The sequence below is a fragment of the Calidithermus timidus DSM 17022 genome (genome assembly GCF_000373205.1).
Lineage (GTDB): Bacteria > Deinococcota > Deinococci > Deinococcales > Thermaceae > Calidithermus > Calidithermus timidus.
The window spans coordinates 183,486-203,949 of record NZ_KB890697.1; the positions used below are offsets into that span (position 1 = coordinate 183,486).

The 20,464-nt window shown below is 67.2% G+C and carries 14 protein-coding genes and 1 riboswitch; of the genes, 8 read left to right on the top strand and 6 right to left on the bottom strand.

The window, feature by feature from the left end; translation table 11 throughout:
• Positions 1 to 2: 2 nt before the first annotated feature.
• The 5 genes from B047_RS0109900 to B047_RS0109920 are packed head-to-tail and all read left to right on the top strand — an operon-like array spanning position 3 to position 8,242.
• Complete coding sequence (locus B047_RS0109900) at positions 3 to 2,381, top strand: ABC transporter substrate-binding protein (RefSeq protein ID WP_018466803.1); 2,379 nt, start codon at positions 3 to 5, stop codon at positions 2,379 to 2,381.
• Positions 2,382 to 2,401: 20 nt separating this feature from the next.
• On the top strand, positions 2,402 to 3,472 hold the full coding sequence (locus B047_RS0109905) for an ABC transporter permease (RefSeq protein WP_018466804.1): 1,071 nt from the start codon (positions 2,402 to 2,404) through the stop codon (positions 3,470 to 3,472).
• A complete protein-coding gene (locus B047_RS0109910; protein WP_018466805.1) occupies positions 3,469 to 4,881 on the top strand; it encodes an ABC transporter permease in 1,413 nt (470 codons plus the stop codon). The genes B047_RS0109905 and B047_RS0109910 overlap by 4 nt, the downstream gene beginning before the upstream one ends.
• A 40-nt stretch (positions 4,882 to 4,921) precedes the next feature.
• Positions 4,922 to 6,955 (top strand): dipeptide ABC transporter ATP-binding protein, encoded by a 2,034-nt coding sequence (locus B047_RS18550; RefSeq protein ID WP_018466806.1) that lies wholly within the window; start codon positions 4,922 to 4,924, stop codon positions 6,953 to 6,955.
• 9 nt (positions 6,956 to 6,964) lie between these two features.
• On the top strand, positions 6,965 to 8,242 hold the full coding sequence (locus tag B047_RS0109920) for a S41 family peptidase (protein ID WP_018466807.1): 1,278 nt from the start codon (positions 6,965 to 6,967) through the stop codon (positions 8,240 to 8,242).
• Between the two features lie 18 nt (positions 8,243 to 8,260).
• On the opposite strand, the gene B047_RS0109925 is transcribed toward B047_RS0109920, so the two are convergent.
• The 5 genes from B047_RS0109925 to B047_RS0109945 form a co-directional block, all read right to left on the bottom strand.
• Positions 8,261 to 9,463 carry an anion transporter gene (locus B047_RS0109925; protein WP_211209149.1) on the bottom strand — a complete coding sequence of 401 codons (1,203 nt, stop codon included), beginning with the start codon at positions 9,461 to 9,463 and terminating at the stop codon, positions 8,261 to 8,263.
• A gap of 65 nt (positions 9,464 to 9,528) precedes the next feature.
• Positions 9,529 to 10,716: a glycosyltransferase family protein gene (locus tag B047_RS0109930; RefSeq protein WP_018466809.1), complete on the bottom strand. Its 1,188-nt coding sequence runs from the start codon at positions 10,714 to 10,716 to the stop codon at positions 9,529 to 9,531.
• A gap of 67 nt (positions 10,717 to 10,783) precedes the next feature.
• Positions 10,784 to 12,076, bottom strand: coding sequence for a S41 family peptidase (locus B047_RS16645; protein WP_018466810.1), 1,293 nt, complete (start codon positions 12,074 to 12,076; stop codon positions 10,784 to 10,786).
• Positions 12,077 to 12,162: 86 nt separating this feature from the next.
• Positions 12,163 to 12,333, bottom strand: coding sequence for a hypothetical protein (locus B047_RS17925; protein ID WP_157205881.1), 171 nt, complete (start codon positions 12,331 to 12,333; stop codon positions 12,163 to 12,165).
• 198 nt (positions 12,334 to 12,531) lie between these two features.
• The gene (locus B047_RS0109945; RefSeq protein WP_018466812.1) at positions 12,532 to 13,512 is read right to left on the bottom strand and encodes a tetratricopeptide repeat protein; all 981 of its coding nucleotides are present in this window, start codon (positions 13,510 to 13,512) and stop codon (positions 12,532 to 12,534) included.
• Between the two features lie 43 nt (positions 13,513 to 13,555).
• On the opposite strand from B047_RS0109945, the gene B047_RS0109950 reads away from it, so the two are divergent.
• The 3 genes from B047_RS0109950 to B047_RS0109960 all read left to right on the top strand — a co-directional run bounded on the left by B047_RS0109950 (position 13,556) and on the right by B047_RS0109960 (position 18,442).
• The gene (locus B047_RS0109950; protein ID WP_018466813.1) at positions 13,556 to 14,707 is read left to right on the top strand and encodes an MFS transporter; all 1,152 of its coding nucleotides are present in this window, start codon (positions 13,556 to 13,558) and stop codon (positions 14,705 to 14,707) included.
• 210 nt (positions 14,708 to 14,917) lie between these two features.
• Entirely contained in the window at positions 14,918 to 16,885 is a 1,968-nt protein-coding gene (gene thrS / locus B047_RS0109955) for a threonine--tRNA ligase (protein WP_018466814.1), read from the top strand.
• A gap of 93 nt (positions 16,886 to 16,978) precedes the next feature.
• Positions 16,979 to 17,147: riboswitch (SAM riboswitch) on the top strand.
• A 47-nt stretch (positions 17,148 to 17,194) separates the two neighbouring features.
• Positions 17,195 to 18,442, top strand: coding sequence for an O-acetylhomoserine aminocarboxypropyltransferase/cysteine synthase family protein (locus B047_RS0109960; protein WP_026234791.1), 1,248 nt, complete (start codon positions 17,195 to 17,197; stop codon positions 18,440 to 18,442).
• A gap of 337 nt (positions 18,443 to 18,779) precedes the next feature.
• Here the strand turns inward: B047_RS0109960 and B047_RS0109965 are convergent, their stop codons facing one another.
• Complete coding sequence (locus B047_RS0109965; RefSeq protein ID WP_026234792.1) at positions 18,780 to 20,459, bottom strand: NADPH-dependent assimilatory sulfite reductase hemoprotein subunit; 1,680 nt, start codon at positions 20,457 to 20,459, stop codon at positions 18,780 to 18,782.
• Positions 20,460 to 20,464 lie beyond the last annotated feature (5 nt).

Here is a 20,464-nt window from a genome sequence, read left to right on the forward strand (position 1 = left end):
CCATGCTGCGTAAGATGCTGCCTTACCTGACCCTGGCCGCCTTAGCGGTGGTCCTGGGGCAGGGCGGGGGATACAAACCCCCGCATCAGAAGCCAGGTCCATCGGCCGAGCGCCTGGTCTTCCGGGCCTTCAACGCCGACCGCGCACCCCTCGACCTCAAGGCCGGGCAGATGGACCTCTACCTCTTCAGCCTCAAGACCACCGCCGCCCAGGAACTGCGCGGCACTCCGGGGATCAGGCTCTACCAGGCCCCGGCCACCAGCCTCTCGCTCATCCTCAACCCCGCACCCGCTCCCCAGGGCCAGCTCAACCCCTTCTCCATCAAGGAGGTGCGCCAGGCGGTGCAGTTGCTGGTCAACCGCGAGTTCATCGCCCGCGACATCTTCCGGGGCAACGCCTTCCCCATGATCACCCACCTCTCCCCGCGCGACTTCGACTTCCTGGCCATCTACGACCTCGACCGGGGCTCGGGCATCCGCTACGACCCCGAGCGGGCCAGGAGCCAGATCGCCCAGGCCATGCGCCAGGCCGGGGCCGAGCTGGTGGGGGGTCGGTGGCAGTACCGGGGTCAGCCCATCCGGCTCAAATTCATCGCCCGCGTGGAGGACGAGCGCCGCGAGATCGGCGACCTGGTGCGCTCGGAGCTCGAGAAGGCCGGTTTCACCGTAGCCATGAGCTATCAGACCTTCGCGCCTGCCGTGCTAACGGTGTATTCCTCCGACCCCAAGGCGCTGGAGTGGCACCTCTACACCGAAGGCTGGGGCCGGGGCGCGCCGCAGCGCTACGAGTTCGGCAGCATCAACAGCTTCTATGCCCCCTGGCTGGGCAACATGCCCGGCTGGCAACAGGCTGGCTTCTGGCAGTACCAGAACAAGGAGCTCGACGAGCTGGGCAAGAAGCTCTTCACCGGCGACTTCAAAAGCGAGGCCGAGCGCAACCAACTCTACCGTCGCATGACCCAGCTCGGCCTGGAGGAGTCGGTGCGGGTGTGGCTGGTCACCGCCGTCAACACCTTCCCCGCCCGCGCCGAGCTCACCGGCATCACCGAGGACCTGGTGGCCGGGCCGCGCAACCCCTGGGCGCTGCGCGAAGCCTACGTGCCGGGCAAGGACACCGTGACGGTGGGGCATCTGTGGGTGTGGACCGAGCGCTCGACCTGGAACCCCATAGGCGGCATCGGCGACGTGTATTCCAGCGACATCTACCGCAACCTGGCCGACCCGCCGCTGTGGAACCAGCCCTTCACCGGCGAGACCAAGCCCTTCCGCGCCGACTTCAAGGTGGAGACCGCCGGGCCTACGGGCAAGCTGGCCATTCCGAGCGACGCGGTGCTGTGGGACGCCGCCAGCACCCGCTGGAGGCCCGTGGCGGCGGGCGCCCGCGCCACCAGCAAGGTCACCTTCGACTACTCGCGCTACTTCAGCAGCAAGTGGCACCACGGCCAGCGCATCAGCATGGCCGACGTGCTCTACTCCATCGCCCAGGGCTACGAGCTGGCCTACAACCCCGAGAAGTCCAAGATCGAGGTGGCCATCGCCGTCACCAGCCGACCCCTGCTCGAGACCTTCAAAGGCTTCCGGGTGGTAGAGCAAAACCGGCTCGAGGTCTACGTGGACTTCTGGCACTTCGAGCCCTCGCTGATCGCGGGCTATGCCCTGCCTTCGGGGGTGGGCACCCCCTGGGAGCTCTTGGCCGCGATGGACGACCTGGTCTTCAAGCAGCGCCGCGCCGCCTACACCGACACCGCCGCCGCCCGCTTCGACGTGCCCTGGCTGAGCCTGGTGCTCGACAAGGACGCGCGGGCCGTGGTGCGCACCCTGCGGCAGTTCAGCGACAGCGGCTACGTGCCCGAGGGCGTGTTCGAGCTTGGAGGGCGCAGCCTGGTGAGCGCTCAGGAGGCCAAGGCCCGCTACCAGGCGGCCATCGAGTGGTTCAACAAGTACGGCCACCTGGTCATCTCCAACGGCCCCTTCTTCTTAGCCCGCTACGACCCGCCCGCCCAGTACGCCGAGCTGCGGGCCTTCCGCGACCCCAGCTACCCCTACAAGCCCGGCGACTGGTTCCAGGGCGAGCCCCCCGAGCTGGCCATCACCCGCGTGGACGCCCCCAGGGTCTCCATCGGCAGGAGCGCCGAGGTCAAGGCCAGCCTGCGCGGCCCCGGCACCCTGGGCCTGCGCTATTTGCTGGTAGACCCCGCCAGCGGCAAGGTGCTGGCCCAGGGCCAGAGCAAAACGGCCAGAGCCGGAGACTTCAGCGTGACCCTGGACGCCAACGCCACCAGAGGGCTCAAGCAGGGGCTCTACCGCCTCTACCTCGCCGCCTACAGCGACAGCCTGGCCTCGGTGGCCGAGCGCACCGTGGACCTCAACGTGGCGCCGTAACCACCCCGCTTCCCATCGCAATGCTCGAGCCCTCCCTCCTCCGCCCCCTGCTCCTTCGCGCCCTCACCCTCTTCGGGGTGCTCATCGCCGTACTGGTGCTGCTGGCGGTGAGCCTGGGGGCCACGGGTTTTTCGGACAAGATCCTGCAGGCCACGGTGGGCGAGGAACTGCGCGCCCTGCGCACCTCGCTGACCCAGACCATCCGCGATCCCGACCAGCTCGAAGCCGCCCTCGAGGCCAGGCGCAAGGAGCTGCTGGCCTCGTACGGCCTGGACAGGCCTTGGTACACCCGCATCCCCGGCATGGTCTGGCGGGTGCTTACCCTCGACTTAGGCGAAGCCCGCAACCTGCGCAGCTACGACGGCTCGAGCCGCATCGCCGACATCGTGCTCGAGCGCCTGCCCAACACCATCGTGCTCCTGACCACCGCCACCGTCATCACCGCCGTCATCGGCATCCTGGCGGGGGTGTGGATGTCGACGCGGGTGGGCTCGAGGCTCGACCGCTTCATAGCCTACCTGGCCGCCGTTTCCTACGCGGTGCCTACCTGGTGGCTGGGGATTCTGCTGGTGCTGGTGCTGGCCTTCAAGCTCGAGTTGTTGCCGCCAGGTGGGATGTATAGCGCCCCCCCACCCGAAGGGGGCCTGGCCCGCTTCCTCGACCTGCTGTGGCACTCGATCCTGCCGGTGCTCACGCTGGTGCTTGCCAGCGTGGGCCCCTCGATTTACTCCATCCGCACCCTCACCCTCAACATCGCCCAGGAGGATCACGTAACCGTGGCGCGAGCCAAGGGCATGCCCGAGCCCGTCGTGCGCAACCGCCACATCCTGCGCGTGGCCGCCCCGCCCATCGTGACCGGGCTGATCCTGGGGCTCGCCGGAAGCCTGGGGGGCTCGATTTTGGTGGAAACCATCTTCGACTGGCGCGGCATGGGGCGGCTGTACTACGACGCCATCGCCGGAACCCCCGACGAGGGCCTGATCGTAGCGCTCACCTTCATGTTCACCCTGCTCTACGTCATCGCCCGGCTGATCCTGGAAGTCCTGTACGTCTGGCTCGACCCCAGGGTGCGCTACGAGGGGGGCCCGTGAGGCTGGGGTTGCGCACGGTGTTGCGAGAGTTGTGGGCCACGGGGGCCGGAAGGGCGGGGCTACTGCTCTTTGGACTGCTGGTGCTGGCGGCGCTCTACGTGACGCTCACTTACCCCCGCGACTTCGGCCCCCGGCGCTGGAGCAACCCGGCCATCTGGGGTGACTACCCCAAGGCCGCGCCCCCGGCCTGGATCAACCTGCTGGGCCCCAAGCGGCCCGAGCACCGCATCCTCGAGGCCCGCTCCCCCACCCGCAGCGAGGGCAACCGCAGGGTCTACGCGCTGAGCTTCGACTTCCAGAGCGACCAGCCCCCCACCTTTCTCTCCTTCTCGCTGGCCGACGTGACCTACCAGGCCCGCCCGCCCACCGTCGAGGCAGTGCTCATCCGGCCCGACGGGGGCAGGATCCCCCTCTATCGCACGGTGATCTCCGGCCCCTTTGTGGGCGAGAATCCACCCTACCGACGCCACCAGGACGAAGCCCTGCGGGCGGCGCTGGATAGCGAGCCCGGCGCCATCGAGGCCACCTACGACTACCTGGTGAGGCAAGCCCCCGACATCGCCTACGACGCAGTGCAGCGCCAGTTGCCGCTGGCGCTGTTCGGGCGCTGGGTGGACGGGGGCTTCGTGACGCTCAAGGGAGCCTACCGGCTCGAGGTCACCCTCAGCGTGGACGACCCGCGCGATTCGGTCGGCCTGGTACGCTTCGTCGCCGGAGGGGCAGTCTATGGCCTCATGGGCACCGACGCTCAGGGCCGCGACCTGACCCAGGGCCTGCTGTTCGGGCTGCCCATCGCGCTGCTGATCGGGCTGGCGGTGGCCACGCTGAGCACCTTGCTGGGCACCGCGCTGGGCCTCATCAGCGGCTACGCCGGCGGGCGTACCGACCTCTTGATCCAGCGGGCTGCCGACGTCGTCAACAACGTGCCGGTGCTGCCCCTCCTAATCTTCATGGTCTTCGTGCTGGGGGCGCGGCTGTGGTTGATCCTGCTGGTGCTGGTGCTCTTTAGCTGGCCCGGCCTCACCATCTTGGTGCGTTCGATGGTGCTCTCCCTGCGCACCTCGCCCGAGGTGGAGGCTGCCCGCGCCCTGGGGGCTTCGCGCAGCCGCATCATCGTCCACCACATCTTCCCCCACATCGCCCCCTTCATCTTCGCCACCCTCATCTTCTCGGCCCCCTCCGCCATCCTGGCCGAGGCCGGGCTGAGCTTTTTGGGCCTGGGCGACCCCACCCTGCCCACCTGGGGCCAGATCCTCGAGCAGGGCTTCCGCACCGGCGCGGTTTATCTGGGCTACTGGTGGTGGATCCTCCCCCCCGGCCTCTTGATCGTGCTCACCGCCATCACCTTCATGCTGATCTCGCTGGGCCTCGAGCCCATCGTGAATCCCCGCTTGCGGAGGGGGCCGTGATGAGGCCGTCGTACGGCGTAAGACCCTCCGAAGGAGACCCATGCCCCTGCTAGAAGTCCAGGACCTCATCCTGCACTACGCCACCCCTAAGGGAGCGGTGCGGGCGGTGGACGGGGTTTCCTTCACGCTCGAGGCCGGCGGGGAGGTGCTGGGCCTGATCGGGGAGTCTGGCAGCGGCAAAACCAGTTTGGGCCTGGCGCTGATGCGGCTGCTGCCCAAGAACGTGGCTCGCTACCAGGGCCTTGTGCGCTTCCAGGGGCGCGAGGTGATGACCCTCCCCGAGGCCGAACTGCGGCGCAGCCTGCGCTGGAAGGGCATCTCGATGGTCTTCCAGGGGGCCATGAACGCCTTCAACCCGGTGCTGCGGGTGGGCGACCAGGTGGCCGAGCGCATGTGGCTGGAGGGCATCCCCAGGCCCCAGGCCAAAAAAGAGGTGGAGCGGCTTTTAGAACGCGTGGGGCTGCCCGCCGAGGTCTATGGCCGTTACCCCCACGAGCTTTCGGGCGGGATGAAGCAGCGGGTGGTCATCGCCATGGCCCTGGCGCTCAAGCCCCCGCTGGTCATCCTTGACGAGCCCACCAGCGCGCTCGACGTGATCGTGCAGGCCCAGATCGTCAACCTGCTCAAGGACCTCAAGCGCGACCTGGGCCTGTCGATGCTCTTCATCACCCACGACCCCGCCCTGGCCGCGGACCTCTGCGACCGCGTAGCGGTGATGTACGGCGGGCAAATTCGCGAGCAGGGGAGCCTCGAGGCCCTCCTCACCCGCCCCCTCGACCCCTACACCCAGGGCCTCCTCGCCAGCATCCCCCGGCTGCACTCCGACACCCAGCCCGGCTTCCTGCGCGGCGCCCCGCCCGACCTGATCCGCCCGCCCGAGGGCTGCCGCTTTCAGGAGCGCTGCCCTCACGCCTTCGACGCCTGCAAGAAGCCGCCCGAGCTCCTCGAGCCCACGCCGGGCCATCAGGTGCGCTGCTGGCTCTACCACCCCGACTACCGCGTCGCCGGGCTCCCTCAGCCCACCCTCTCGGCAAGGACCCCACCCCCCCTGCGGCCCAGCCTCCCCGCTGCCCAGCCCATCCTCAGCGTGCGCGAGCTCAAGGTGTACTTCCGCGCCCGCAGCGGCTTCTTCGGCTCCATAGTGGTGAAAGCGCTGGACGGGGTGAGCCTCGAGCTCGCCAGGGGCGAGACCCTGGCGGTAGTGGGCGAGTCGGGCAGCGGCAAAACCACCCTGGGCCGGGCCACACTGCGCCTGCTCAGCCCCACCTCGGGCCAGATCTACTTCGACGGCCAGGACATCACCCGCCTGCCCGAGAAGGAGCTCATCCCCTTCCGCCGTCGCGCCCAGGCCGTCTTCCAGGACCCCTACGCCGCGCTCAGCCCCTACATGAGCGTGCGCCAAATCGTGGAGGAAGCGCTGCTGGTGCACGGGGGCTTCAGCCCGCGGCAGCGCGAAGCGAAGGTGCACGAGGCCCTCGCCCAAGTGCGGCTCTCCCCCGCCGCCGAGTTCGCCGCCAAGTTCCCCCACCAACTCTCGGGCGGACAGCGGCAACGGGTGGGCATCGCCCGCACCCTGGTGCTCTCGCCCGAGTACGTCGTGGCCGACGAGCCGGTCTCCATGATCGACGCCTCCTCCCGCGCCGAGATCCTCTACCTGCTCAAGGAGATCCAGCTCGAGCGCGGGCTGAGCTTTCTCTACATCACCCACGACCTGGCCACGAGCCGCCACTTCGCCGACCGCATCGCGGTGCTGTACTTGGGCCGCGTCGTCGAGGTGGCAAAGGCGGTGGAGCTGATCGACCGGCCCCATCACCCCTATACCCGGGCGCTGCTCGAGGCCGTCCCCGAAGCCAACCCCAAGAACCGGCTCGAGCGGCGCAACGTGGTGCAGGGCGAGCCGCCCAACCCCGCGCGAGTGCCCTCCGGCTGCGCCTTTCACCCGCGCTGCCCTCTGGCTATCCGGGGGCACTGCGAGCACGTGCGGCCCGAGCTGGAGCAGGTCGCCCCCGGGCATTGGGTGGCGTGTCATCTTTTCCCCGCCCAGGCGACGGATAATGCGAGAAAAGGGAAGTGAGGGGGAAGCATGAAGCGATTGCTGGTGCTCGTAGCACTCTTGGCAACAGCCTTCGGGTTGGGGCAGAACCATAACCCGGCAGGTCAGGCCCAGCCCCCTGCCCAGGACCCCCCCTGCGGCAGCATCGACAACTCCGGGGTGAGCGCCGAGAGCACCACCGGCTTCCCCCAGGCGCTGCAAAAAGCCGAGGACCGGGCTAATGTGTTGGATTTGCTGCTGGCAAAGATCTGGTTCTACTACCTCGACCAGGACTTCGAGGGCAAGGACTGGGAGAAGGTCAGCGCCCAATACAAGGCCCAAGCCCTTCAGGCCAAGAGCGAACGGGCTTACTACGACGCCCTGCGCGGCCTGGTGGGCGAACTCGACGGGGTGTTCCTCAGCGCGACGCAGCTCGAGGCCCAGTCCAGGCTCTCGCAGTCGCGCTCTGGGCAGGGGGGCATCGGCACCCTGATCTCCTCCTCCGAATCCCGCGAAGGCCTCACGGTGCGCTGGGTTCTGCCCGGCAGCCCCGCCGCCCGCGCCGGGATCAAGGCCCGCGACCGCATCCTGGCCGTCAATGGCCGCAACTGCCCTTCCACCGACCGCATCCGCGGCCCCGAGGGGAGCACCATCACCCTCAGCATCAAGTCGCCCGGCCAACCCCCGCGCGATGTGGTGGTGCAGCGGGCCCAGGTCAACTACCCCCCCACCATCATCGAGGCCAAGCGCCTCGAGGCCGACCCCGCGGTGGGCTACTTGTGGGTCAGCGAGTTGGGCGGGGAGCAGATACCGGCGGCGGTGGAGAAGGCCCTCGGCGAGCTTAGCGCGGGCGCGCCCCTCAAGGGCCTGATCCTCGACCTGCGGGGCACGGGGGGCTCGGGAATGCGCACCATGCGCTACCTGCTGGGCCACTTCATCAGCGGGGTCAAGTACGGCTTCGAGGGGCCGGAGTTTTACGAGCGGCGCAATATTCCCGCCCGTAAACCCGATCTGAGCCAGATTCCGCTGGTAGTACTCGTAGACCGCGGCACCACCGACTCGGCCAACATGAGCGCCGCCGTCTTGCAAATGCGCCCCAACACCACGCTCATCGGCGAGAAGACCGGGGGCGGCAACCGCTACTACCAGGGCCACGAACTGCCCGATGGCTCGGTGTTCTTCATCGCCCAGGGCCGCTTTGTGCTCCCCGGCGAGAAGCCCATGGAGCAGGAGCAGCTGACCCCGAGCGTGCTGGTGCTGCAGGACTGGCTCGAGTTCACCGAAGCCGATGACCCCTACATCAAAGCCGCGCTCGAGCGCTTGAAGTAGAAGGCCGATGCGTACCCCTCAGCGGTAAATCCAGAAGTAGGCCATCCCCAGCGTCAGCAGCGTGAGGGGTAGGCCAAAGCGCAGGTGCTCGAGGAAGCTCAGGCGCTCTCCCTCCCGGCGGGCGGCCTCGGCTACGATCAGGTTGGCTACCGAGCCCAGCAAGGTCAGGTTTCCAGCCAGGGTCGAGGCGGCGGCCAGCAGCAGCCAGCCCTGGGTGTCGCCCAGCGGGATCAGGGGGTGCAGCAGCAGCACAGCGGGCACGTTGGAGATCAGGTTGGAGAGCCCCGCCGTCACCCACAGCAGGCCCCAGGACGAAGCGGCCAGGGGTTGCAAGGGAGCCAGCATCCCCAGCAACTTTACTGCCTCGGTGACCATGAACAGCCCCGAGAACATCACCAGCAACTCCCAGTCCACCCGCAGGAAAAAGCGCTCCGAACGCAATCGGCGGCTCCACAGCAGGATCCCAGCAGCCACGAGCGCGGCTTGCGCCAACGGATAGCCGAGCACGAAGGCCGTCAGCAGCGCCAGCGTCACCCACACACCCTTAAACAACAACCCCCGATTCAACCGAAAGCGCATCTCGGGCAGGGGGGGCAGGGGCTTCGTCGAGCGCAACTCGGGGTAGAGCACGCAGAGCAGGCCCACCTGGAGCGACAGCCCCACCAGGGCCACCGGGGCCAGCGCGCCCGCAAAGTCGAGGTAGGAAATCCTGGAGAACGAACCCACCAGGATGTTCTGGGGGTTGCCGGTGAGGGTGGCGACCGAGCCCAAGTTGGTGGCTCCGGCCAGGGCCAGCAGGTAAGGCACGGCGGGCAGCCGCAGTCGCCGGGTCATCTCCAGCACCAGCGGCGTGAGCAAAATGGCGATGGTGTCGTTGAGGAAAAGCGCCGAGAGCACCCCGGTGGCGCAGGTCAGCCACACCAGCAAGCCCAGGGGGGTGCGGGCCAGGTGTACCAGGCGACCCAGCACCAGCTGGAAGAAGCCCGCGTAGCCCAGATGGGCGTTGAGCACCATCACCCCGAACAAAAAGGCCAGGGTGTTGGGATCGAGGGCCCCCCAGGCCGACTCGAGGTCGAGCACCCCCAGCACCATCAGCAAGGCCGCTCCGCTGAGGGCGATGGCCGCCCGGTTCATGCGGTAGCCGGGCAGGTAGCCCAGCCCCAGACCCAAGTAGGTCAGGGAAAGCGACAAGTAAGCCAGCCAGAGCAGCGCGGTCTCCATAGGGCTGTGGAAGAGCATGGCGTCGAGGGCTGGCTCGAGTCAATAGCGTGGCGGGACGTTCTGGCTCATCTTTCGCCCGACAAAACCACCTCCACCAACGCGTCGGCGCCGGGCCTGGCCTCGAGTTCCCTCAAGCGCTGACGGATACGGGTCTGGGAGCCGGGTTGCAGCGCCTCGAGCGCGGTGCGGGCCACGTCCTGGGGGCTGAAGATGCCGCGCAGTTCGGGGTAGAGCCGTTCGCCGAGGTACTGGTTGGGCAGGGCCAGGTGGGGGATGCGGGCCTCGAGCCGCCGCACGATCTCGTGGCGCAGCCACTTTCCACCGGGCAGCAGCCCGATCCAGTGCAGCAGGCCCTCGATGGGCACGGGGATGGCCTCGGGCTTGTGCAAAGGCAGCAGGACCACCGCCGGAAGGCCCAGAAAGCCCATCTCGAGCGTGCTGGTGCCGGGGATGGTCAGGGCCAGCTTGGCCTGGCGCATCGCCCCGTAACGCAGGTCTTCGTCGAGTACGGCCACCTCGAGCCCCCCCTCACTCACCACCCGGTCGCCCTGCAAGCTTCCGCCCACCCCACCAAACTCGCGCACCAGCCGGGCCGAGAGCCCCTCCTCGATGGAACGACGGGTCAGCAGGCGGCTTTTGACCCAGGCGAAGCGCAGGTGGGGCTGGGCGGCGGCGATGTGCTCGGCGGCGGCCAACATGAAGCCCAGCATGTACTTCACCGCGAAGGGGCGGCTGCTGGGGAACAGCAACACGTCGGCCCGGGGCCAGGAAGCCCCCGAGCGCAGGGCGTCCTCGAGGGCATCGACGACCAAGTTGCCCACCGCCTGCACCTGCTCAGGCCGCGCACCACGGGCCAGCGCCTGTTGCACGCTGCGCTCGGAGTCGAGCAGATAGGCCCTCAGGCCCCGCCGCCAGGCCCGCCCGTTGAAGCTGTAGGCGTAAGCGGGGTAGCCAGTAGCCCGCCCCAGCAGCACCGCATCGCGGGGGGCTCCGCCCAGCATCAGCACCACGCCCCGGCCTGCGCCTTTGCGCCGGGCCAGCCGGGCCAGAAACTCCGTACGACCCGAGATGGCGTCGAGCGGCAACTGCCGGGCCTTGGTCTCCTCGGTGCCGGTGGCGAACTGGTCGCGGATCAGGAACAACTCGATGCGGGCTTGCGGCACCCGCTCGCGCAGCCGCCGCAACACCGGGGGCACCCAGGTCGAGAGTTCGCCGGGGCCATTGGTCAGCAGGAGGATCTCGTCCAGCGCCATCGGGCAGATTGTATCGCCCCAGCGGGCATCTGTAGCCACCGCAGGGCCCTGAGACCGCGGGCGGGCCTCACCTTGCTAGGATCTGAACCCAGCCGGGCTGGGAGGGTTGAGGAAAAGGCGGCTCGGTCACCACGATCCCCAGCCGCTCCAGGCCAGCCTCCAGCAGCAGGTCCCGTCCCCTGATCAGCGCTTCCAGGTCGTCGGGGAGGGGTTGGTCAGGCGTCACCGCCTCGGCGTAGGGTCTGCCATCGCGGCGCAAGACCTGAGTGGTGGTGATCTGCAGGGCCCCCCCGTTGACGAGGTTGTAAAAGCCGGTCACGGTGTTGCCCACCCCGGCGGTGACCTCCCCGATCACCGGGTATCCCGCGTCTTGCAAATCGAAGGCGAAGTACTCGGCGCACGAGCCGGTGCTCTTATTGACCAGCACCACCGCCGGGCCCCTCCAGCGGGCGGGCTCGAGGGTATAGAGCACGCTGCGCTTCCCTGCGATGCTCACGTAGATCTGGCCCTCCTGGAAGCCATATTCAATGGATCCGATGGCCCGCTGTAATCGGCGGTAGGTCTCGCCGGTGAAGGCGGCAGCAGCCGTCAAGCACTCGCTCACCAGCCCCCCGCCGTTGCCCCGCAAGTCCACGATCATGGCCCTCGCTCCTGCCGCCTGAGCCTGGCGCACCAGTTCATGAACCCGCGTACCGATCACCTGCGAGCCCAGAAAGCTGGGGATGCGCAGCACCGCCACGCCCCCCTCCCGCAAGCTGAGGCTGGGCAGGCGCTGCAGGTTGATGCGGGCCGGCTGCACCGACAGTTCCAGCGGCTGATTACCCCGCAGCACGCTCAGCCACAAGGGCTGGCCGGAAGCGGTGGCCTCGCTGAGGAAGGGCGCCCGGCGGGCGACCTCCTGGGGAAAGGGCTGGCCGTCAACCGCTACGATGCGGTCTCCCCGCCGCAATCCGGCCCGCTCGGCAGGGCTGTCGCTGTACACGTCGAGCACGATGACGCCCTCGTAGGCCTCGAGGTAGCCCAGCAGCACCCCCAGGCGTGGCCTGTCGCTGGTCCCCCCGCTCAGGGTAGCCTGAAACTCCCTGTAGCGCTCAGGCGAGTAGTAGTTGGTATGACGGTCGCCCAGCTCGTGCAGCAACTCGAGCAGCACCTCTACCCCGGTCTCGTAGGCGCACTCGGTCTGATCCCTGCAAGCCGCCTCGAGGCGCAGCCGGTACTTCTGGGTCAATTCGGCCGGATTGAGCGGAGAAACCCCGTAGTAGACGGTATTGAGCAGCCCGGAGGCCTGCTCGAAAAGCTGCTGGGCCGGGCCGGCCAAGGCCAGGCCCAACGCCACAACCACAGCGAGCAGTCGGGGCATAGCCTCTATTGTATTGACCCGGCGGGGCTCTTCCACGGAAGCTGGCGCACCATGTCCTGTGTATTAAGCCGCCATCGGCTCACGGGCTACTCGTCCAACCTCGAGGCCATAGCATTGGCCGCGCCGATCAACAGCACCAGCCCTCCGCCGGCCATCGAAGCCCCCCTCAGCCCTTCGGCCAGGGAGATGGCATAAGCTCCCCCCACGATCAACCCAACACCGATCATCGCAATCAAGCGCGAAATCCACCGCCGCACGTACACCTCCTAACTCACAGCCAAGCCTAGAAGGGGCGGAGTGGTGATTGTGTGATTACTTGCCTCAATTAGAGGCGGGGTTAAGCCCAGTTAAGCCTTAATTCCCGTCGGCGGTCGAGGATCCGGGCCTAGGACCAAGGCGTATTGCGTACGACAGGCACCTTGCGTTTAGCGCTCGGTGTTCGGCTATCAACATTTTTAGCCCAGCCTAAAGGGGCTGCGCTGCCCCGCCAGGGCGATTTCGCGGGCTTCCTGGGGCGCCCAGGAGAGGGCCAAGGTGGCCTGGTAGGCCCGCAGGGCCTTCTCTCGCTGGCCCAGGGCGTCGGCCAGCTGGCCGTAGCGGGCCAGGGTGTAGCCGGGCAGGTAGGCTGGGTGCTGAAAATCGCCGTGGACGAGCTGTTCCAGCAACGCGAAGGCGTCCTCGAGCTGCCCCGCAGCCAGGTAGATTTGGGCCGCGCAGTAGGTGGCCTCGGGGCCCTCTACTTCCCCAAGTTGGCTCAGCAACAGCGCCCAGTCGTCGCCCTCCTCCAGCCGCCAGGCCCTGTCCAGCACGCTGCGCTGCCGCTCGGCCTCGCTGGGGTAGTGCTCTTTGGCAGTGAGGGCGTTGGGGACGAGCTCGAGCAGCAGCGCGTAGTCCAAGGCGTCGGCCAGCACCACGTAGCGCCCCTCGGGGAGGCTTTGCAAACAGGCGGCCACCTGCTCCATACGCCGGCGCCGGTGGCCGGTGGCCGGGCCCTCGCCAAACAGGCGGGCCAAGCTCTCGAGGTACTCCCGTAGGGGTCGGAGGACCTCGGGCTTGGCCCAGTCGGCGGGGGTCTTGGGCTGGGTCAGCACATCCCGGAGGGCGGCCTCGAGCCCGGCGGCCCGCTCGAGCAGTTCCCGGCCCTTGGGGTATTGGGCCAAGGCTTCGCGGAAGAGCTCTCCCTCGAGCTTGAGGTGCTCGAGGGTATCGAGGGCCTCGAGCGCGATGCCCCTGGCTTCGGCCCAGGGCAGCAGGTGGAAGAGGGAAAGCTCGCCCGCCTCACGCCACTTGCCGGCTGCGAGTTCCTGCGGGCCATAGGAGGCCAGGAGTATCTTGGTAGGGCTGTGGGCCTGGACCAATTCCCGCAGCGTCACCGCGTTGTAGCGCGGATGCAAGAGGTGAAAGGGACCGAGCGTGGCAAGGATCAGCGACGACATCTGGCGTATCATAGACTTCAGCGACCGCAATTACCGTCTGGCGATGCTCAATGGGTGGTTCGTCTTCCTGGGCGACGCCTTTTTCAACGCCTCCATCGTGCTATCGAGCTTCGCCGCCAAGCTGGGCGCACCCAACAGCGTCATCGGGCTACTCCCGGCCCTGCTGGGCGCAGGTTCGATGATCCCTCAGGTTTTCGTCGCGCCCTACGTGGCCCGCCTCCCGGTCAAGGTGCTGCTCTACCGCCGGGTGGCGGTGCTGCGGGTCTCGAGCCTGGCCTTCATCGCCCTGGCCTCCTTCGTGCTGGGACACCGCCCCGATTTGCTGCTCGCGTGCTTCGTGCTGGGGCTGGCCCTCAACGGCCTGGTAACGGGCTTTTCCTCGCTGCCCTTCTGGGAAACCGTGGCCAAGACCATCCCCATGGAGCGCCGGGCCGCCCTCTTCGGCGGGCGCAACCTGGTGGGGGGAATGTTGGCCTTCCTGGCGGGGCTGCTGGTGCGCTACCTGCTGGGCACGCCGTTGCCCTTTCCCATCCCCTACGCCATCCTCTTCACCCTGGGCACCTTGTCCTTCGGCGTTGGCTGGTACCTCTTCGGGCTCAGCCACGAACCCCCCGACGAGGGCCGCCCCGCCGAGCGCATCCACCTAGGCCTACCGCTGAAGGACTTCGCCTTTCGGCGCTTCCTGCGCGTGCGGGTGCTGTTTGCGCTGGCCTCCATGACCGAGCCCTTCTACGCCGCCTACGCGGTGCGCGGGCTGGGGCAAAGCAGCGAAATCGGGCTCTACCTCACGCTCTACACCCTCTCCAGCGTGCTCTCCAACCTGCTGTGGGTGCGGCTTTCCCAGCGCTACGGCTCCAAGCTGCTCATCCTCAGCGGGGCCAGCCTGGGCGTGGTGACCCCCATCCTGGCCCTCCTGCTGCCACCGGGTGCTTACGGGCTGGTGTTCGTGCTCCAGGGCACCTACCTGGCCGCGCTGGGGCTGGGCACCACCACCTACTTGCTCAACACCGCCGATCCCCAAAACCGCAGCTCCTACATCGGGCTGGCCAACACCGTCGTCGGCGTCGTCTCCTTCTCCCCCGTGCTGGGGGGCCTGCTAGCCGACCGGCTCGGCTACGCCGCACCGCTGCTGCTGGCGGCGGTCTGCTATGGCTGGGGGCTGTACGCGGGGCGCAAGCTCGAGGGGGGGGTTTGAGCAGTCGACCATTAGCTAAAGGCTATAGGACGTACGCCCCCGGCCACCGAGCCCCAATTTGACGCTAGCTCCCCCAGGCCCTACACTGGCCTGCAAGATGCCCGGTCCCGCTATCACTACCCGACGCCGGGGGGACTCCTAGGCCGCAAGGTTTCGGAGGTCCTCCCGGCTCGCGTAGAATGCGAGCCGGATTTTTTTAGCGGAGGAGTGATGAACCTAGTACTGCCCGACGGAAAACAGCTCGAGCTCCCCCAGGGTGCGACGGCCAAAGACGCCGCCCAAGCCATCGGGCCGGGGCTCGCCAAAGCCGCCATCGGCGCCATCGTGAACGGTGAGCTCTACGACCTGCTCAAGCCCTTGCCTTCAGAGGCCAGCGGCGCGAAGATCAAGATCCTCACCGAAAAAGACCCCGAGTTCGCTCAGCTCTTCCGCCACACCCTCGCCCACGTGATGGCTCAGGCCGTGCGCGAACTCTACGCCGAGCGGGGGTTCAAGCCCGAAGACGTCAAGCTCGCCATCGGGCCGGTGATCGAGAACGGCTTCTACTACGACATCGACGCCCCCACACCCCTGCGCGAGGAAGATCTGCCCATCATCGAGGAGAAGATGCGCCAGATCGTGGCGGCCGACCTGCCTCTGGAGCGCTTCGTCCTGCCGCGGGAGGAAGCCTTAAAGCGCTTCGAGGGGGTGGACCCCTACAAGACCGAGCTCATCCAGGACCTTCCCCAAGGCGAGGAGATCAGCTTTTACAAGCAGGGAGACGAGCGCTACGGCTTCACCGACCTCTGCCGGGGACCCCACGTCCCCAGCACGGGCCGCATTCCGCCACACTTCAAGCTCACCTCGCTGGCCGGGGCCTACTGGCGGGGCGACTCCAAGCGTCCCATGCTCCAACGCATCTACGGCATCGCCTTCCGCTCGAGGGAAGAGCTCGAGCACTACCTCTGGGCTCAGGAAGAGGCCAGGAAGCGCGATCATCGCAAGCTAGGAGCCGAGCTCGATCTCTTCACCATCAGCGAAGAGGTGGGCAAGGGCTTACCTCTGTGGCTGCCCAAGGGGGCTTTCATCCGGCGGCAGCTCGAGCAGTACATGTACGAAAAGGAGCAGGAGCACGGCTACCACTACGTCATCACCCCGCACATCGCCAACTCCAAGCTCTACTACACCTCCGGGCACCTCCCCTACTACAAAGACGACATGTACGCTCCCATCGAGATCGAGGGCGAGGAATACTACCTCAAGCCCATGAACTGCCCGCACCACCACATGATCTACAAAGCCCGGCTCAAGAGCTACCGCGACCTGCCCCTACGCCTGGCCGAGTTCGGCACCGTCTACCGCTTCGAGCTCTCCGGCACGCTCTCAGGGCTGGCCAGGGTGCGCGGCTTCACCCAGAACGACGCCCACATCTACTGCTCCAAGGCCCAGGTCAAGGAGGAATTCATCCGGGTGATCCAGCTCTTCGACGAGGTCTACAAGGACTTCGGCATCAGCGACTACTGGTTCCGCCTCTCCCTGCCCGACTTCGAGAACAACCCCGAGAAGTTCGGCGAGCCCGGCCCCCACTGGGACGAGGCCATCACCGCCATCCGCTCGGCGCTGGAGGAGACCGGCGCTCAGTACGTCGAAGGCATCGGAGAAGCCACCTTCTACGGACCCAAGCTCGACGTGCAGCTTCGCACCGTATTGGGCAAAGAGGAATCCATCGCCACCAACCAGCTCGACTTCATCAGCGCGGGGCGTTTTGGCCTCGAGTTCACCAATGAGCGGGGCGAGAAAGAGACCCCGGTCATCATCCACCGCGCCATCATGGGTTCTTTCGACCGCTTCTTCGCCTTCTACCTCGAGCACACCGCCGGAGACTTCCCCCTGTGGCTCTCCCCCATCCAGGCCGTGATCGTCCCCATCGCCGACCGCCACCTGGGCTACGCCCAACAGGTCGCCGCTCAGATGCGCAAAAACAAGCTCCGCGTCGAGATCGACGACCGCAGCGAGCGCATGAACGCCAAGATCCGCGATGCCGAGCTTCAGAAAATCCCCCTGATCCTGGTAGTCGGCGACAAGGAAGCCGAAGCGGGCACGGTAAACCTGCGCGAGCGGCACGTCAAGGAACAGCGCACGCTGCCGGTGAGCGAGCTGATCGCACAGATGCACAAGCGGGTGCAGGAGCGGAAGTAGGGACGCGGGGGGCGGGTCTCCGTCTTGACGCCGCCTTGCCCAACCCCTACCATCGGGGCTAACCCTGAGCTTCAGGGCCACAATCAGCACGTTCTTCTATCCAGAGCAGTCGAGGGAACGGCCCGACGACACTGCGGCAACCTGTAGCCACGCTCGCCCATCTGCGGTCGGGTACACGCCCCACCCATAGCCGAGCCGGCGGCTACGCTTGGTGCTAATTCCGCCTCAGGGCCTCACCGCCAGGCCCGGGGAAAGATAGAAGAAGGGCCTGTGCCCTTCTTCGGAAGAACGTCCGAGGAGGGGATTTTTGTGGACTTTTCAACCCTGGCCGTACTCAGCGGAATACCCGACGACCCCCATCACGCCGTGGGAGTGCCCATCTACGCGGCGGCAGCCTACAGCTTCGCAAGCCTCGAGGAGGGCGCGCACAAGTTCGCCACGGGCGAGGGCTACACCTACACCCGATTGCAAAACCCCACTGTGGCCGCGCTCGAAGAACGCCTGAGCGCCCTGGAGGAGGCCATCGGGGCGGTATGCCTGGCTTCGGGGCAAGCCGCCAGCTTCGCGGCATTGCTCGCTTTGGTGCGCTCGGGGGACGAGATCGTGGCCAGCCCTGGGCTCTTCGGCGGCACGGTGGGGCTCTTAAACCAGGTCTTCGGCCTGATGGGCCTCAAGGTGCACTTCGTCGCCCCCGAGGTGGGGGCAGTACGGGCGGTGCTCAACGAGCGCACTCGAGCGGTCTATACCGAGGTGCTGGGCAACCCCTCGCTCGAGCTGCCCGACTTGGAAGGGCTGGCCCGGCTGTGCGAGGCGCACGGCGTGGCCCTGATCGTGGACAACACCTTCGGGGCGGTGGGTGCGTTGGCGCGGCCCCTCGAGCACGGCGCCCACGTCGTCACCCACAGCCTGACCAAGTGGGCCAGCGGGCACGGCTCGATTTTGGGCGGAGCAGTGCTGGCCCGCTCGAGCGAGATCTGGCGGCGCTATCCGCAGTTCACCACGCCCGATGCCCAGGGTCGCGTTCCGTGGGAAGCCCTTGGCCCGCGATGTTTTCTCGAGCGCGTGCGGCAACTGGGCCTATCGCTGGGGGGCATGGTGCTCTCGCCCTTCAACGCCTATTTGCTCTTCCAGGGGATCGAGACCGTCGAGTTGCGGGTGGAGCGCTCCTCGAAAAGCGCCCTCGAGGTCGCCTCATGGCTGCAGGAGCAGCCCCAGGTGGCCTGGGTGCGCTACCCCGGCCTGAAGGGCGACCCGGCCCATGCCCGGGCCTCGCAGTACTTGCGGGGCGGCTTCGGCAGCATCCTGACCTTCGGCGTGAAAGGCGGGCTCGAGGGAGCCAGCCGCTTCCTGGCCCACCTCAAACTTCTCCAGGCCCCCAACGTGGGCGATGCACGCACGCTGGCGGTTCACCCTTGGACCACCACCCACTCTCGCATCCCCGAGCCCGCCCGCCTGGCCGCGGGGGTAAGGCCCGAGATGATCCGCTTTTCGGTGGGCCTCGAGAGCCCCAAGGACATCCAGGCCAGGCTGGCCGAGGCGCTGGCGGCGGTGGGCTAGGGGGGATCGTTCTACGCTAAGTACACCGTCGTAGAGACACCTGTACCCCGTACCCCACCCTCTCCGCGAATCCGGGTACCCCAGGCATCTATGCGACGGTGTACTAATACCAGATTCGGTCAGTTCGTTCCCATTCGGGAACAAACTGACCCGACCGAAGGGAGTGCTCTGGGATTCAAAAAGATAGCCTCTGGGTTTTGGTTTTGAAGAGTATCTTTTTGAATCCGGTATAAGTGCTTCGCTGGATTTTCCTGCATCTTGAACCCCCACAAGAAGCGTTTGTCCGCACGCTGATGGGAACGCGAAGCGTGGGTACTTAAACCGGAACCCTTCACTCCTACGCCGAAGCCAGATTGCCAAAACGCTCCCTGAGCGTCTCCACGCCCACGCGGTGGCAGTAGTCCCCAAAGGCTTCGCCCTCGAGCCGCTCGCGCTTGTAGGCCTCGAGGACCGGCTCGAGCCGGCGGGCAATTTCCTCGCGCCCCACGTTGTCGAGGTAGAGCTGCCCCAGTCGGGTTCCCAAGGGGCTGCCGCCCAGGTAGACGGTGTAGGAGTTCAGGCTGCGGCCCACCAGCCCCACCTCGGCGCTGTAGGGCCGGGCGCAGCCGTTGGGGCAGCCGGTCATGCGCACATGGGGGATGGGGCCATCGTGTAGCTCGAGCCTCTTCAGCACAGCGTCGAGCTCGCGGATCACCTGGGGCATCACCCGCTCGCTCTCGGTGATGGCCAGGCCGCAGGTGGGCAGGGCCGGGCAGGCCATGGCGTTCTGCACGACGAGCGGGAGCGTGCCGGGAAGGGCCACGCCGTGGTTGCGCAAGATGGCCTCAACGGCGGCCTGATTGGAGGGATCGAGGCCGACGAAGAGGAGGTTCTGCTGGGCGGTGAGGCGCACCTCGGGGGCAAATCGCTGCACCACCTCGCGGATCGCCGCACGCAGATTTTCCTTGACCCGCCCGTTCTCCACAAAGAGCCCGAAGAACAGCCTGCCGTCGCCCTGCTCATGCCAGCCCAGGTGGTCGTCGCCCGAGAGCCACGCCAGCGCTCGGGCTTCGGGGAGGGCGTAGCCCACGTAGCGCTCGACCTCGGCCTTGAAGCGCTCGAGGCCCCAGGCCTCGACGAGGTACTTCATACGGCTATACTTGCGGTCATCGCGTCGCCCGTGGTCGCGCTGCACCTTGACGATGGCCTCGACGACCTCGAAGAGCTGCTCGGGCCCAACGGTGGCGAGGGGTTTGGCCAGCACGGGGTGGGTTTCCTTGGCCCCGTGGCTCTGGCCCAGCCCGCCACCTACCAGCAGGGTGAAGCCCTCGAGCCCCCCCTCCCCCACCACCGGGACGATCCCGATGTCTTGGGTGTAAACGTCCACACAGTTGTCGCCGGGGAAGGCGAAGCCGATCTTGAACTTGCGCGGCAGGTAGGTATCGCCGTAGAGGGGTTCGTTTTCCTCGAGGCTCGCCGCTCGCTCCCCATCGAGCCAGATCTCGTAGTAGGCGCGGGTTTTGGGCTTGAGCCGCTCGGAGAGCTCTTTGGCGTAGCGGTATAACTCAGCGCGCTGACGGTCGGCAAAAGGCGCCGGGCAGGCCACGATGTTGCGCACCACATCCCCGCAAGCCGAGAGGGTGGTGAGCAGGTTGCGGTTGAGCACCTGCACCAAGGGCTTGAGGCCCCCCTTGCGCACCCCGTGGTACTGGATGGCCTGGCGGGTGGTGAGGCGCAGTGTCGCGTTGCCCAGCTCGTCGGCCAGCCGGTCGAGGGTGAGGTATTGCTCGGGCGTGAGCACCCCGCCGGGAATGGCCACCCGGATCATGAAGGAGTAATCGGGCCCCAGGCCCTGGGCTCTACGCGCCTTGCGCACATCGCGGTCGTCCTGTTGGTAGATGCCGTGAAATTTGAGGATCTGGTAGCCCTCTTCGCTGAAGTGGTCGCTGCCATCGTGCAGCTCGGCGTCTACCGGCCCGCGCAGGCGATTGCTGGCGATCTTCACGTATTCGACTTTGGACAGCTTTGCTTCTGACATGGCCT

Coding starts and splice junctions, on each gene's coding strand:
- B047_RS0109950 (WP_018466813.1), top strand. CDS start 13,556: ATGCTCAATGGGTGGTTCGTCTTCCTGGGCGACGCCTTTTTCAACGCC.
- thrS (WP_018466814.1), top strand. CDS start 14,918: ATGAACCTAGTACTGCCCGACGGAAAACAGCTCGAGCTCCCCCAGGGT.
- B047_RS0109905 (WP_018466804.1), top strand. CDS start 2,402: ATGCTCGAGCCCTCCCTCCTCCGCCCCCTGCTCCTTCGCGCCCTCACC.
- B047_RS18550 (WP_018466806.1), top strand. CDS start 4,922: ATGCCCCTGCTAGAAGTCCAGGACCTCATCCTGCACTACGCCACCCCT.
- B047_RS0109925 (WP_211209149.1), bottom strand. CDS start 9,463: ATGGAGACCGCGCTGCTCTGGCTGGCTTACTTGTCGCTTTCCCTGACC.
- B047_RS0109930 (WP_018466809.1), bottom strand. CDS start 10,716: ATGGCGCTGGACGAGATCCTCCTGCTGACCAATGGCCCCGGCGAACTC.
- B047_RS0109965 (WP_026234792.1), bottom strand. CDS start 20,459: ATGTCAGAAGCAAAGCTGTCCAAAGTCGAATACGTGAAGATCGCCAGC.
- B047_RS0109920 (WP_018466807.1), top strand. CDS start 6,965: ATGAAGCGATTGCTGGTGCTCGTAGCACTCTTGGCAACAGCCTTCGGG.
- B047_RS16645 (WP_018466810.1), bottom strand. CDS start 12,076: ATGCCCCGACTGCTCGCTGTGGTTGTGGCGTTGGGCCTGGCCTTGGCC.
- B047_RS0109900 (WP_018466803.1), top strand. CDS start 3: ATGCTGCGTAAGATGCTGCCTTACCTGACCCTGGCCGCCTTAGCGGTG.
- B047_RS0109945 (WP_018466812.1), bottom strand. CDS start 13,512: ATGTCGTCGCTGATCCTTGCCACGCTCGGTCCCTTTCACCTCTTGCAT.